Here is a 13,591-nt window from a genome sequence, read left to right as displayed (position 1 = left end):
GTTCGGTGAGCAGAACGACGACGATCGACGTCGACGGCCGCTACTTCTGGACGCTCGACGACGTCTTCGCCGTGTGGCTCGAGCACATGATCGAGCAGTTCGAAGCGGGCGCGCCGGACCCGTGGCTGCTGCTGCACGGCCTCGGCACCGCGGCCAGGCAACGCGCCGTCGAGGCCGGTGACGTGCCCCGGGACTTCACCAGGACCGGCGAGGACGTCGTGACGCTCCCGCGCGTGCTGGAGGTCGCGGACGGCTTCCTGGGGCTGCTCGACGGCACGTTCCCCGCCGACCCCCGCAACGGCTGGTGGTTCCTCGGCACCGGGCAGGGCCGGCAGGTGATCGAGCGCAGGTCCTGAGCCTGCCGATTTCGCGTCACGGGCCCCGCATTGCGATGATGCGGGGCATGTCGATAGAGCGCGGTCCCGAGTTCACCGAGTTCTGGGCGGAACGCCACCTGTGCACGATGTCCACCGTTCGTCCGGACGGGACCGTGCAGGTGGTTCCGGTCGGGGTCACGCTCGACCAGGAGACCGGGATCGCGCGGATCATCACCGACGGCGGGTCCTGGAAGGTCAAGCACGCCCGCAAGGCCGGGTACGCGGCGGTGTGCCAGGTGGACGGTCGGCGTTGGTCCACGTTGGAGGGTCCTGCCGTCGTGCGCGACGACGTGGAATCCGTCAGGGACGCCGAGCAGCGGTATGCGGCGCGCTACAAGCAGCCGCGCGTCAACCCGACGCGCGTGGTGATCGAGATCCAGGTCAAGCGTGTCTCCGGCAGCGTCTGACGTCGTGGTCGTCGGCATCGGCGCCGACGGCTGGGACGGGCTTTCTCCCGCGGCTCAACAGGCTGTTTCCAGCTCGCGTGTGCTGATGGGCTCGCAGCGTCAGCTCGACCTCGTGCCGGGGGAGTTCGAGCGGGTCGCGTGGCCGTCGCCGCTGGTACCGGCTTTGCCCGCGTTGTTCGAGAAGTACCGGGACGTGTGCGTTCTGGCGTCGGGTGACCCGATGTTCCACGGAATCGGGACCACTTTGGTCCGGTTGCTGGGGGAACGGGTGCGCGTGGTCCCGCACCCGTCGTCGGTGTCGCTGGCCTGCGCGCGGCTCGGGTGGGCGTTGAACGAGGTCGAGGTCGTGTCGCTGGTGGCGCGCCCGGCCGACCTGCTACGCCCCGTGCTGACGCCGGGACGGCGCGTGCTCGTGCTGGGCGGTGACCCGGCGACTGTCGCGGAGATCGCCGGACCGATCACCGTGCTCGAACAGCTAGGTGGTGCCGCCGAGCGGGTTTACCCTTGGTCTGGGCAGGACGCGGACCCGCTGTGCGTGATCGCGATCGAGTACGGCGGGAGCGCTCTCTCCAGGGTTCCCGGCCTGCCCGATGACGTGTACGACTCCGATGGCCAGCTGACGAAGCGAGAGGTGCGGGCTATTTCGCTGTCGAGATTGGCGCCGCTGCCCGGGCAGCTGCTGTGGGACGTCGGCGCGGGATCGGGTTCCATCGCTATCGAGTGGGCGCGCACGCACCCGACGTGCCGTGCGATCGCCATCGAGCAGTCGGACGAACGCGCAGAGCGAATCCGGGGTAACGCTGCGTCTCTGGGCGTGCCCGGTGTGGAGGTCCACATCGGACGGGCGCCGGAGGCGTTGGAGGGGCTGGAGAAGCCCGACGCGATCTTCATCGGCGGCGGGGTGACCGTGCCCGGCGTGCTGCAGTCCTGCTGGGACGCGCTGGCCGCGGGTGGTCGTTTGGTCGTCAACGCGGTGACGCTCGAGTCCGAGGCCGTGGTGGCGCAGTGGTACGCGCGGCTCGGCGGCGACCTGGTGCGGATCGCGGTGAACCGCGGCTCGTCGGTCGGCAAGTTCACCGGCTGGCGGCCGCACATGCCCGTGACGACGTGGAGCGTGACGAAGTGACCGTGCACTTCATCGGGGCCGGGCCCGGAGCGGCCGACCTGATCACGGTGCGGGGGCGGTCGCTGATCGAGTCGTCGTCCGTCTGCCTCTACGCCGGTGCGCTGGTGCCGGAGGAGCTGCTGGACTTCTGCCCCGCCAGCGCGCGGAAGGTCGACACGGCCGAGCTGACGCTCGACGAGATCGTCGCCGAGCTCGTCGCGGCCTCGGAGCAGGGGCTGGACGTGGCGCGGCTGCACTCCGGCGACCCGTCGGTGTTCAGCGCGATGGCCGAGCAGATGCGCCGGTTGGACGCGCTGGGCATCGACTACGACGTGACGCCCGGGGTACCGGCCTACGCGGCCGCGGCGGCGTCGTTGCAGCGCGAGCTGACGGTGCCCGGCGTCGGGCAGACGGTGATCCTCACGCGGACCTCGCAGCGCGCCACGCCGATGCCCGAGGGCGAGGACCTGGACACGCTGGGACGCAGCCACGCGACCCTCGTGCTGCACCTCGCCGTGCAGCGGATCTCGGACGTGGTGGCGGAGCTGGTGCCGAACTACGGGTGGGACTGCCCGGTCGCGGTCGTCGCGTACGCGTCCCGGGAGGACGAGGTCGTGCTGCGGGGGACGCTGGACGACATCGCCGCGCAGGTCGAGGCCGCCGGGATCAGGCGGACCGCGGTGATCATCGTCGGCCAGGTGCTGGGGGCGACGCAGTTCCCGGACAGCCACCTGTACTCGGCCACGCGCGTTCGATGATCCTGATCCTCGGGGGGACGGGGGAGGCGCGGGAGCTCGCGCGGCGAGTGGTGGCTGAGGTGGGCGCGGAGGTGGGCGCCACCGCACGCCCGGACGCCGCCACCCCGGGCCTGTCCACTTCTGCCGTTCCGCGCGGCCCGGTCGTCTCCTCCCTGGCGGGCAGGGTCAGCAACCCCGCCCTCCCTGCCGGCGAGGTCCGCATCGGCGGCTTCGGCGGGGTGGCCGGGCTCGCGCAGTGGTTGCGCGACAACGATGTCCGGGCCGTCGTCGACGCGACCCACCCCTTCGCCCAGCGGATCACCGCCAACGCCTTCGAGGCCTGCACGCAGGTCGGCGTGCCGTTGCTGGTCCTGCGGCGGCCCGGCTTCACGCCGCAGCCGGGCTGGCACTGGGTGGACGGCGTGGCCGGGGCCGCGCGGGACCTGCCGGGGGAGCGGGTCTTCCTGACGACCGGGCGGCAGGACCTCGCGGAGTTCGCCGGGTGCCCGCAGTGGTTCCTCGCGCGGATGGTCGAGCCGCCGGAACCGCCGCTGCCGCGGCGGATCGAGGTGCTGCTGTCACGCGGACCGTTCACAGTGGACGGTGAGCTGGAGCTGATGCGGTCGCGCGGGATCGACGTGCTCGTCACCAAGGACAGCGGTGGGTCGATGACGTCGGCGAAGCTGGAGGCCGCGCGTCAGCTCGGCGTGCCGGTCGTGGTCGTGCGCCGGCCACCGCTCCCGCCCGTGGACACGGTGGCCGACGTCGACGCCGCCGTCAGGTGGTTGGGTACCGCCGGGGCGTGAAGACGACTCCCGCGCCGGTCACGACCGTCTGCGACGAACCGATGATCAGCAGGCAGCGCATGTCGATCGTGGCCGGGTCGAGGGCGCCGAGCGTGAGCACGCGGATCTCCTCCTCCGGGCCGCCGACGTCGCGTCCGACGACGACCGGGGTCTCCGGGGAGCGGTGCCGGAGCAGCAGGTCGCGCATGTCCGCCACCTGGTGAGTGCGGGCCTTGGACGCCGGGTTGTAGATCGCGATCACCAGGTCGGCCTTGGCGGTGGCCTCCAGGCGTTCGGCGATGACGTCCCACGGCTTGAGCCTGTCGCTCAACGAGATCACCGCGTAGTCGTGGCCGAGCGGCGCGCCCGCCTTGGCCGCCACGGCGTTCGCGGCCGTGACGCCGGGGAGGACCCGGACCGGGACGTCGGCCGTCTCCGCGGCGACCTCCAGCACCGCGGTGGCCATCGCGAACACGCCGGGGTCACCCGACGACACGACGGCGACGCGGGCGCCCTTGCGGGCCAGGTCCAGCGCGAACGCGGCGCGTTCCGACTCGACCTGGTTGTGCGACAGGTGCCGCTTCTGGCCGGGGCGCAGGGGAACCCGGTTGAGGTAGGTGCTGTAGCCGACCAGTTCGTCGGCGGCCTCCAGCTCCTGGCGGGCCTCCGGGGTGAGCCAGTCCCGGGAGCCCGGGCCGAGGCCGACGACCACGACCTCGCCCTTCGGCTTGGCGGGCCTGGACTGGCTCGGCAGCACGGCGATCGAGAAGTACGGCACGGTCTCGGGGTCGACGTCGGCGAGCGGCGACATCTTCTGCCGGCCGGTCGTGGCGCGCTCGACGTACCAGGCGCCGTCGAGCCGTCCGGACGCCTCCAGGGCAGCGCGGACGTTGCCGAAGGTGCGGCCCAGCTTGAGGATCGCGGCGCTGTCGGTGTCGGCGAGGCGGGTCGCGAGCTCGGCGGGCGGCAGCGTGCCGGGCAGGATCGTGAGCACCTCGTCGCGTTCGACGAGCGGGGTGCCGAGCACGGCGCTCGCCCCGCTCACCGACGTGACGCCGGGAACGACCTCCCACTCGTAGCGGTCTTTGAGGCGCTTGTGCATGTGCATGTACGAGCCGTAGAAGAACGGGTCTCCGGCGGCCAGCACGACGACGTCGCGCCCGGCGTCGAGGTGCGCGGCCAGCTTGGCGGCGGCCTCCTCGTAGAAGGTGTCGATCTCGCCCTGGTAGTCGTCCGTGTCCTCGGTGGTGACCGGGTAGACGAGCTGTTCCATGATCTGGCCGTCGCGGAAGTACGGCGCCGCAACGGTCTTCGCGTTGCTGCGGCCGTGGCGGGCGCTGTGGAACGCGATCACGTCGGCGTCGTGGATGAGCCGTGCGGCCTTCACCGTCACGAGTTCCGGGTCGCCGGGACCCACGCCGACGCCGTAGAGCTTGCCCGTCATCACTCTTCCTCGCTCGCGATCGCGTTGATGGCCGCCGCCGTCATGGCACTGCCGCCGCGCCGGCCGCGCACCACGAGGTGCTCCAGATCCGTTGCGGCCAAGGCTTCCTTGGACTCCACCGCCCCGATGAACCCGACGGGGATGCCGAGGACCGCCGCGGGCCGCGGGGCGCCGGCGGCGATCAGGTCGAGGAGGTGGAACAACGCGGTGGGCGCGTTGCCGATCGCGATCACGGCCCCGTCGAACCGGTCCGCGAGCAGTTCCAGAGCCGCGGCGCTGCGCGTGTTGCCGATGCTCTTCGCGAGGTCGGGTGTGCGCGGGTCCTGCAGGTAGCACAGGACTTCGTTGTCCGCGGGCAGCCGCCGGCGGGTCACGCCGGACGAAACCATGGTGGCGTCGCACAGGATCGGCGCGCCGGCGCGGAGTGCCGCGCGGGCGTTCCGGACGACGTTCGGCGAGAACGCGACGTCCTGGGGCAGGTCGGTCATGCCGCACGCGTGGATCATGCGGACGACGACCTTCGCGACGTCGTCGGGGAACCCGGTGAGGTCCGACTCCGCGCGGATGGTGGCGAAGGACTGGCGGTAGATCTCCGCCCCGTCCTTGATGTACTGCGTCAACGGATCTCCTCGTAGCCGTCGCCGGTCGCGACGAACTCGATCACATCGCCGGCGGGACGGCCGCAGCGGCGGGCACAGCCCGACCAGTGGACCGGCCGGCTGTCAGACCTGCTCCCTAGAATTGAAATCGGGGGTACCCGGCCCGGCGCGTGTGTGTGGTGGGCCGTATCGGTGCGTGCGGCGCCGTCGAGCCATGCGTGTACGTCAGCGCGGACGTCCGAGAGCGATTTGGCGCAGCCGGGGCGCCCGGTGCAGGCGCTGACACCGTGCCACGGCGAGTCCGGGTCGGTGATCAGGCCGGACGTGTCGGTGCCGGCGGGCACGACCAGACCGCGCCACGGCGTCAGGCGGAGGGCGACGCCCGGAAGCTGGTGCGCGTCGAGGCGGCCGAGTGGAACGCCTGGGGTCAACGGTGAAGGTGCGACAGGAGTCACAGCAGGGGTGATGCGCGGGGCGTCCGTCGTGCCGAAGTGAGCGGTGATCTTTCGCACACCGTCGTCCACTTCGGACAGGCGCCAGGCCGGGCCGCGCAACCGCTGGAAGAGGCGGGCGGCGGTGAGGACGGCGTCGGCGGGGTCGGTGACGCGCACGCCGGTGTCACGGCCGGCAAGCAGCAGGGCAAAGGTGCCCTCCGAGGCGCTGACCAGGCCGAAGTCCCCGCCCAGCCCGCTCACCGACGCCCCCACCGTGAGCAGGAAACGGCCTGGCAGATCCGCCAGTTCCGGGTCCGCGCACAACGCCGCGTCGATCTCGTCGACCAGCCCCTGGTTGTCCGCCAGCGGCGCCGCGATGATGTTGCGCATCCGTTCGTGCGTGGCCGACGGCAGCAGGCCCGCCGCGGCCAGTCGCGCACCCAGCTCCACGCCGTCCCGCAGGCCTCTGATCTGGAGGTTCGCCCGCGAGGTCAGTTCCACTGAACCGTTTCCGAGCTCGCGCGCCGCCACCCGCACGACGTCCCACTGAGCAGCGGAAAGCGTGCCGCCCGGCACCCGGATGCGCGCCAGCCCGCCGTCGGCCGCGGCGTGCAGCTCGACGGCGCCGGGGCAGGCATCCGGGTGACTACGCATAGGTCGGACTGTAACCCGCCGGTTAGGGTGAGCCCGAACGACGAAGCGCAGGAGGAAGCCGGTGTGAATCCGGCGCGGTCCCGCCACTGTGACCAGCACACCGCTGGGAGTCAGGAACTCTGCTTCGCCAGTCACCCGCAACCTGGGGCGAGGACCCCACGAGGGATGGAGCCCGCGTGATCCTGCTGTTGTCGACCTCCGACACCGACCTGCTGTCGGCGCGTGCGAGCGGTGCCGAGTACCGGCTCGGCAACCCGTCGCGCACCACCGTGGACGACCTCCCCGCGCTGGTGGACGGCGTCGACCTGGTCCTCGTGCGCATCCTCGGCGGTCGCCGGATGTGGGAGGAAGGGCTCGACTGGCTCCTCGCGAGCGGGCTGCCGGTGGTCGTGCTCGGGGGCGAGATGCAGCCCGACGCGGCGCTCATGGAGCTGTCGACGGTGGCAGGTGGCGTGTGCGCGGAGGCGCACCTCTACCTCGCGCACGGCGGCCCGGCGAACCTCACCGAGCTGCACAAGTTCCTCTCCGACACCGTGCTGCTGACCGGCCACGGCTTCGCGGCCCCGGCCGCCACGCCCACGTGGGGTGTGCTGGAGCGGGAGAGCACGCCGGAGACCGGTCCCACGGTCGCCGTGCTCTACTACCGCGCGCACCACGTCGCCGGGAACACGGCGTTCATCCACGCGCTCTGCGACGCGATCGAGGCCAAGGGCGGCAAGCCGCTGCCGGTCTACTGCTCCTCGCTGCGCACCGCCGAACCCGAGCTGCTCGACACGCTCCGGCAGGCCGACGCGCTGGTCGTCACGGTGCTCGCCGCGGGAGGCACGAACCCCGCCAAGGCGTCCGCCGGTGGTGACGACGACGCGTGGGACGTCGGTGCGCTGGCCGCGCTCGACGTGCCGATCCTGCAGGGCCTGTGCCTCACTTCGAGCCGCGACACGTGGGATGAGAACGACGACGGACTGTCTCCTTTGGACACCGCGACGCAGGTCGCGATCCCGGAGTTCGACGGCCGGATCATCACGGTCCCGTTCTCCTTCAAGGAGATCGACGAAGACGGTCTCACCGTCTACGTCGCCGACCCCGAACGGGCGCTGCGCGTCGCGGGCATCGCCGTGCGGCACGGGCGGTTGCGCCACATCCCGGTCGCCGAGCGCAAGGTCGTCGTGATGCTGTCGGCGTACCCGACGAAGCACTCGCGCATCGGCAACGCGGTCGGGCTCGACACGCCCGCGTCGACCGTGCGGCTGCTCAAGGCCATGAAGGAACACGGGTACGACATCGGCGACGAGCTGCCGGGCGTCGACGAGCTCGACGGTGACAAGCTGATCCACGCGCTGATCGCCGCCGGTGGCCAGGACGCCGACTGGCTCACGCAGGAGCAGTTCGAGAGCAACCCGATCCGCATCGCCGCGGCCGACTACCGCGAGTTCCACGAGACGCTGCCGGAGGACTTCCGCGAGTCGATGCGCGAGCACTGGGGCGAGGCGCCCGGCTCGTTGTTCGTCGACTTCTCCAAGTCGCGCGAGGGGGAGATCGTGCTGGCCGCGCTGCGGTCCGGCAACGTCGCGGTGATCGTCCAGCCGCCGCGCGGGTTCGGCGAGAACCCGATCGCGATCTACCACGACCCGGACCTGCCGCCGTCGCACCACTACCTCGCCGCCTACCGGTGGATCGAGTCGAACTTCGGCGCGGACGCCGTGGTGCACGTCGGCAAACACGGCAACCTGGAGTGGTTGCCGGGCAAGACCGTCGGCATGTCGGCGTCCTGCGGCACGGACGCGGCGCTCGGTGACCTGCCGCTGATCTACCCGTTCCTCGTCAACGACCCGGGCGAGGGCACGCAGGCCAAGCGCCGTGCGCACGCCACGCTGGTCGACCACCTCGTGCCGCCGATGGCCCGCGCCGACAGCTACGGCGACATCGCGCGCCTGGAGCAGCTGCTCGACGAGTACGGGAACATCTCCGCGATGGACCCGGCCAAGGTGCCGGCGATCCGCGCGCAGATCTGGACGCTGATCAAGGCCGCGAAGCTCGACCACGACCTGGGTCTCGACGACCGGCCGCACGACGCGGAGTTCGACGAGTTCATCCTGCACGTCGACGGCTGGCTGTGCGAGGTCAAGGACGTCCAGATCCGCGACGGCCTGCACGTCCTCGGCGAGGCGCCCACCGGTTCCGTTCGCGTGAACCTCGTGCTCGCGATGTTGCAGGCGCGGCAGATGTGGGGTGGTCAGGTCGCCGCGCTGCCGGGTCTGCGTGAGGCACTCGGGCTCACGAGCACCGCACGTGAAGACGTGGACGCGATCGAGGAAGAGGCCCGCGCGCTCGTCCAGGCGATGGAGGACGCGGGCTGGGACCGTTCCGCCGCGGCGGGTCTGCACCCCTCGGCGGACGTGCAGAAGATCCTGGAGTTCGCGGCCGTCGAGGTCGTCCCGAGGCTCGCGCGCACCACGGACGAGATGACGAACGTCCTGCACGCGCTGGACGGCGGCTACATCCCGGCCGGCCCGTCGGGTTCTCCGTTGCGCGGCCTGGTGAACGTGCTGCCGACCGGCCGCAACTTCTACTCGGTCGACCCGAAGGCCATCCCGTCGCGGCTCGCGTGGGAGACCGGCCAGGCGATGGCCGACTCGCTGCTGGAGCGCTACCGGTCCGAGAACGACGGCGAGTGGCCGCCCTCGGTCGGCCTGTCGGTCTGGGGCACGTCCGCGATGCGCACGGCGGGCGACGACATCGCCGAGGTGTTCGCGCTCCTCGGCGTCCGGCCGGTGTGGGACGACCAGTCGCGCCGCGTCACCGGGCTGGAAGTCGTGTCGCTGGAGGAACTGGAGCGCCCGCGCATCGACGTCACGGTCCGCATCTCCGGCTTCTTCCGCGACGCCTTCCCGCACGTCGTGTCCATGTTGGACGACGCCGTGCAGCTGGTGGCCGCGCTCGACGAGCCCGCGGAGCAGAACTTCGTGCGCGCGCACATGCTGCGGGACCTGGAAGAGCACGGCGACCAGCGCAGGGCGACGTTGCGCGTCTTCGGTTCGAAGCCGGGCGCGTACGGCGCGGGTGTGCTGCCGTTGATCGACAGCCGCAACTGGCGCGACTCGTCCGACATCGCCGAGGTGTACGCGGTGTGGGGCGGCTACGCCTACGGCCGCGGTGTCGACGGTGTCGAAGCACGCGCGGACATGGAGTCGGCGTACCGGCGGATCGCGGTGGCGGCCAAGAACATCGACACCCGCGAGCACGACATCGCCGACTCCGACGACTACTTCCAGTACCACGGCGGCATGGTCACGATGGTGAAGGCGTTGACGGGCAAGGCGCCCGCCGCGTACGTGGGCGACAGCACGCGCCCGGAGGCCGTGCGCACCCGCACCCTGACCGAGGAGACGTCGCGGATCTTCCGCGCCCGCGTGGTGAACCCGCGCTGGATCGGCGCGATGCGCAACCACGGCTACAAGGGAGCGTTCGAACTGCAGGCGACGGTCGAGTACCTGTTCGGCTACGACGCCACGACCGGTGTCGTCGCGGACTGGATGTACGAGAAGCTCACCGAGAGCTACGTGCTCGACCCGGAGACGCGGAAGTTCCTGCAGACGTCGAACCCCTGGGCGCTGCACGGCATCGCGGAGCGGCTGCTGGAGGCGGCCGAGCGCAAGATGTGGGAGCACCCGGAGGAGTCCACTCTGGACGCGCTGCGGTCGGCCTACCTGGAGACCGAGGGCGAGCTGGAGGACGGCGCCTGACCGAGCCCGGCGGCGGGTCGAGGCGGGCGTCCGCCTCGACCCTCCCGGAGCTCAGGCGGTCCGGACCGGCCCGAACACGTAGGAACCGGCGGCGTCCGGGTCGTCACCGGCCCAGAACTCGGCCCACAGCGTCGTGAACTCGTTGCGCGACAACCTGCCGTCGCCGTCGAGGTCGAGGACGGTGAAGTCGGTGCGGCCCTCGCGGCCGAGCCAGGCCTCGATCATCACCCGGTACTCGTCCTCGGAGACGTAGTCGTCGCCGTCGGAGTCCACGGCGCCGAACATCGCGTCGGCGGTCCCGAGCACCGGCTCGATGTTGCCGGGCAACACGTCGACGACGTTCAGCACGTCGTCCAGCGTCACCCTCTCGGCTCCGCCCGCGGCCAGCTGCAGGGTGTTCCACCAGCCCAGCATCACGGTGGACAGCAGCTCCTCGTCGCTGCCGCGCAGCGACGCCCACCGCCCGGCGAGCAGGCGGAAGTCCTCCTCCGTCAGATATCCGTCGCCGGTGACGTCCATCGCGCCGAACACCAGATCCACCTTGCTGCGCTGAAATTCGCTCGCCATGGGCAGGACGATAGGCCGGACGACCTAACCGGATCATCGGCCGAACGGGTCCGAACTAGTCCACGAACAGAGCATCCGCCAGGTGCAAACGGCCCCCCACGCCCAATTTCCGGTAGATCGCCGAGAGCGTCCCTTCGACGTCGGAGACGGGCATGAGCAGCGTGGACGCGATCTCGTCATCCGAACGGCCGCGTGCCGCCAGTTCCGCCACCTGGTGCTCCACCGGGGTGAGCGCGGTCGGGCCCGTCTGCCGCATCCGCCGAGGCCCGGCGCTCGTCGCCACCAGTTCGGAGTAGGCACGCGCGGCCATCGCCGACGACCCGCACTTCTGTGCGAGGTCCACCGCGTCGCGCAGGCACGTGCGGGCGAAGGCCTTGTCGTCCTGGCGGCGTGCCACCACGCCGAGGTCGACCAACGCGCGCGCCAGTTCCAGGCGGGCGGGGGAGCCGCGCAGCACGCGCACGGCCTCCTCCAGCACCGTTCGCCCGGCCGCGCCCGCCGTCACGCGGCCCTCCGCGCGCAACGCCATGCCCAACGCCCTCGGCGCGCCCCAGACGCGGGCCAGTTCGACCTCCTCCCTGGCGATCGCGCGGGCCCGTTCGCCGTCGCCCAGTGCCGCGTACGCCACGGCCGCGCCCGAACGCCACGCCAGCGGTGCCGGGTTGCGGTACGGCCACGCGGCGCAGTGGCGACCGGCGGCCAGGAACGCTTCCAGGGCCTCGTAGTCGTCGCCCCGCGCGGTCAGCAGCCGTCCGCGCACGGTCAGCACGCCGCCGAACGACCAGGTGCGCCGCGCCTCGTCCGTCGAGGCCTCGGCGATCACGTCGGCGGCCTCGTCCAGGCGTCCCTCCTCCAGCAGGATGTCGCCGAGCAGCGTCGCGTGCCACGTCGAGACCGCGTGCCAGCGGCGGTCCTGCCTGAGGTGGTCGGCGGCCACGGCCAGGTCGGCGTGCGCGGAGGTGAGATCTCCCTTGCGGCGCTGGACGTTCGCGCGCATCACGTTCGTCAGCGCCCGCAACGCCGGGGCCTGCGCGCGGTCCACCTCGTCGAGCACGGCGAGCGCCTCGTCCAGGTTGTCGGCCAGGTTCAGGACCATCGCGGACGTCAGCGACGACAGGACGTCCGACGTGGACACCCGCGCCACGGCCTCGGTGCAGCTGATGTCGCCCACCATGACGTGGTGCAGCACCCCGGCGGGCGTGTCGAGCGAGACCGACGACGGCACGGCCTCGTGCCACGCGAGCCCGTGCACGGCGAGATGTGCCTGCGCCTGCGGGGAATCGCCCAGCACCGACCGGATCTCGGCCGGGGTGCCGTCGGCGTGCAGGGCGTACGACAGCGCCACGGCCGACTCCACGTCGTCCACATCGGACTGGAAGGCCTCGCGCAACCGGGCCGTCGCACCGGGCAGGTTGCCGACCAGTTCGGCGATCCCCAGCATCCGCAGCGCCCGCGACGGGTTCGCCACCGGTTCCCGCAGCGCCCGCCACAGCAGCCGCGCGGCACCGGCCGTGTCGCCGCGGGTCACGGCCTCCTGCGCGGCCCGGTCGAGCACCTCGCCCGCCCACGGCTCCAGGCCGGGCGAGGTCTCCAGCAGGTGGTCGGCGACGACCCGGTCCGCGGCGCCGTGCGCGCGCAGCGACCGCGCTGCCCGGAAGTACAACGCGGCCCGCGCCGGAGCGGACATGTCGTCGAGCACCGCGGGTCCGGCCACGCCGAGCAGTTCGACGGTCCGGACCGCCTCGGCGAGCTCGACCGGACTCAGCCGGGTCAGGTCGGCCAGCACCCCGGGATGGGGCGACGGCCCCAGCACGGCCAGGCAGTGCGCCGTCGTCACGACCGCGACGGGACGGCGGCGCAGCCGGGCGGCCATGATCTCGCCGGCCACCTCCGCGCCGCGCGCGGCCACCCGCCAGGCGGCGCCGGCGGTGGGCGCGACCTCGTCCTCCGCCAGGACGCGGGCCAGGCGCGTCACGGCGAGCGGGTTGCCGCCGGTCGCGTCGAAGCAGGCCTTCGAGAACTCCGGCGCGGCCTCACCGAGCACCGACGAGACGAGGCGGTGCGTCTCGGGATAGGTCAGGACGTCCAGCGCGATGCGGTGGCACGCCGCCATGATCTCGCCGTAGGACGGGTCGTCGCACCGCTCGCCCAGGCCGACCGCCAGCACCACGGCGATGGGCTGGCGCCGCACGCGCAACGCCAGGTACGCGAGCCAGCGCAGTGACGCGGAGTCGGCCCAGTGCGCGTCGTCCACGACGACGAGCAGGTCACCGCGCGCGGCCAGGCCGGCCGCCAGCCGGTAGACGCCGTGCAGCACGGGGAAGTCGGCGGCCGTGGCGGTGAGCTGCAACGCGCTGATCGCCTCGGCGGGCACGAGATCGGTGTCGACCAGGTCGAAGAGCTGGGCGACGATCCCGAACGGCAGGTCGCCCTCCAGCGCGCTGCCGCGGGCCCGCACGACCTGCCCGCCGGCGGCCTCCCAGCGTGCGGCGACGTCGTCGAGCACCGCCGTCTTGCCCGTGCCGGGGGCGCCCTCCACCACCGTGGTCGTGCCCCGCGCCACCTGATCGCTGAATCCGGCGCACCACGCTTTCAGCCGGTTTTCCAAGATCTCTCCACAATCCGCCGCTGAAAGATCAGCAGAATTGATGCTAGGAGAAACAGCTCCACTTGCCCAGGTAAAGCTTCCCGCGCTACGGGCGTCTCAACAGGAGGGGCTGCACGTATGATCCCGCGGGC

Annotated in this window: 11 protein-coding genes and 1 riboswitch; of the genes, 6 read left to right on the top strand and 5 right to left on the bottom strand. The window is 71.9% G+C overall.

Going from position 1 to position 13,591, the window contains the following annotated elements:
* Nucleotides 1-5: 5 nt before the first annotated feature.
* From BMY74_RS10630 to BMY74_RS10610, 5 genes are read left to right on the top strand one after another with little or no spacing between them, the layout of a single operon-like run.
* On the top strand, nucleotides 6-356 hold the full coding sequence (locus tag BMY74_RS10630) for a hypothetical protein (RefSeq protein WP_089913524.1): 351 nt from the start codon (nucleotides 6-8) through the stop codon (nucleotides 354-356).
* Between the two features lie 47 nt (nucleotides 357-403).
* Nucleotides 404-784 (top strand): PPOX class F420-dependent oxidoreductase, encoded by a 381-nt coding sequence (locus BMY74_RS10625; RefSeq protein ID WP_425434828.1) that lies wholly within the window; start codon nucleotides 404-406, stop codon nucleotides 782-784.
* A gap of 4 nt (nucleotides 785-788) precedes the next feature.
* A complete protein-coding gene (cbiE, locus tag BMY74_RS10620) occupies nucleotides 789-1,910 on the top strand; it encodes a precorrin-6y C5,15-methyltransferase (decarboxylating) subunit CbiE (RefSeq protein ID WP_245786024.1) in 1,122 nt (373 codons plus the stop codon).
* On the top strand, nucleotides 1,907-2,647 hold the full coding sequence (gene cobM / locus BMY74_RS10615; RefSeq protein ID WP_089913519.1) for a precorrin-4 C(11)-methyltransferase: 741 nt from the start codon (nucleotides 1,907-1,909) through the stop codon (nucleotides 2,645-2,647). The genes cbiE and cobM overlap by 4 nt, the downstream gene beginning before the upstream one ends.
* The gene (locus BMY74_RS10610) at nucleotides 2,644-3,432 is read left to right on the top strand and encodes a cobalt-precorrin-6A reductase (protein WP_089913516.1); all 789 of its coding nucleotides are present in this window, start codon (nucleotides 2,644-2,646) and stop codon (nucleotides 3,430-3,432) included. The genes cobM and BMY74_RS10610 overlap by 4 nt, the downstream gene beginning before the upstream one ends.
* Here BMY74_RS10610 and BMY74_RS10605 read toward each other — a convergent pair.
* From BMY74_RS10605 to BMY74_RS10595, 3 genes are read right to left on the bottom strand one after another with little or no spacing between them, the layout of a single operon-like run.
* Entirely contained in the window at nucleotides 3,404-4,855 is a 1,452-nt protein-coding gene (locus BMY74_RS10605) for a precorrin-2 C(20)-methyltransferase (RefSeq protein ID WP_089913514.1), read from the bottom strand. The genes BMY74_RS10610 and BMY74_RS10605 overlap by 29 nt on opposite strands.
* A complete protein-coding gene (locus BMY74_RS10600) occupies nucleotides 4,855-5,475 on the bottom strand; it encodes a precorrin-8X methylmutase (protein ID WP_089913511.1) in 621 nt (206 codons plus the stop codon). The genes BMY74_RS10605 and BMY74_RS10600 overlap by 1 nt, the downstream gene beginning before the upstream one ends.
* Nucleotides 5,472-6,542, bottom strand: coding sequence for a hypothetical protein (locus tag BMY74_RS10595; protein WP_089913509.1), 1,071 nt, complete (start codon nucleotides 6,540-6,542; stop codon nucleotides 5,472-5,474). The genes BMY74_RS10600 and BMY74_RS10595 overlap by 4 nt, the downstream gene beginning before the upstream one ends.
* A gap of 8 nt (nucleotides 6,543-6,550) precedes the next feature.
* Nucleotides 6,551-6,683: riboswitch (cobalamin riboswitch) on the top strand.
* A 35-nt stretch (nucleotides 6,684-6,718) separates the two neighbouring features.
* Here BMY74_RS10595 and cobN point away from each other — a divergent pair.
* On the top strand, nucleotides 6,719-10,285 hold the full coding sequence (cobN, locus tag BMY74_RS10590) for a cobaltochelatase subunit CobN (protein WP_089913506.1): 3,567 nt from the start codon (nucleotides 6,719-6,721) through the stop codon (nucleotides 10,283-10,285).
* 51 nt (nucleotides 10,286-10,336) lie between these two features.
* Here cobN and BMY74_RS10585 read toward each other — a convergent pair whose 3' ends face one another.
* Both BMY74_RS10585 and BMY74_RS10580 read right to left on the bottom strand, forming a co-directional pair.
* Nucleotides 10,337-10,852 carry an EF-hand domain-containing protein gene (locus tag BMY74_RS10585; protein WP_089913504.1) on the bottom strand — a complete coding sequence of 172 codons (516 nt, stop codon included), beginning with the start codon at nucleotides 10,850-10,852 and terminating at the stop codon, nucleotides 10,337-10,339.
* Between the two features lie 55 nt (nucleotides 10,853-10,907).
* A complete protein-coding gene (locus tag BMY74_RS10580; protein WP_089913502.1) occupies nucleotides 10,908-13,460 on the bottom strand; it encodes an AAA family ATPase in 2,553 nt (850 codons plus the stop codon).
* Nucleotides 13,461-13,591 lie beyond the last annotated feature (131 nt).

The sequence above is a fragment of the Lentzea albida genome, assembly GCF_900111005.1.
In the GTDB taxonomy this organism is placed as follows: Bacteria; Actinomycetota; Actinomycetes; order Mycobacteriales; family Pseudonocardiaceae; genus Lentzea; species Lentzea albida.
This window is presented reverse-complemented; position numbering and strand designations above follow the sequence as displayed.

Excerpts from the sequence above, each read along its gene's own strand:
- BMY74_RS10610 (WP_089913516.1), top strand. The coding sequence starts at position 2,644 with ATGATCCTGATCCTCGGGGGGACGGGGGAGGCGCGGGAGCTCGCGCGG.
- BMY74_RS10625 (WP_425434828.1), top strand. The coding sequence starts at position 404 with ATGTCGATAGAGCGCGGTCCCGAGTTCACCGAGTTCTGGGCGGAACGC.
- BMY74_RS10605 (WP_089913514.1), bottom strand. The coding sequence starts at position 4,855 with ATGACGGGCAAGCTCTACGGCGTCGGCGTGGGTCCCGGCGACCCGGAA.
- BMY74_RS10595 (WP_089913509.1), bottom strand. The coding sequence starts at position 6,542 with ATGCGTAGTCACCCGGATGCCTGCCCCGGCGCCGTCGAGCTGCACGCC.
- BMY74_RS10585 (WP_089913504.1), bottom strand. The coding sequence starts at position 10,852 with ATGGCGAGCGAATTTCAGCGCAGCAAGGTGGATCTGGTGTTCGGCGCG.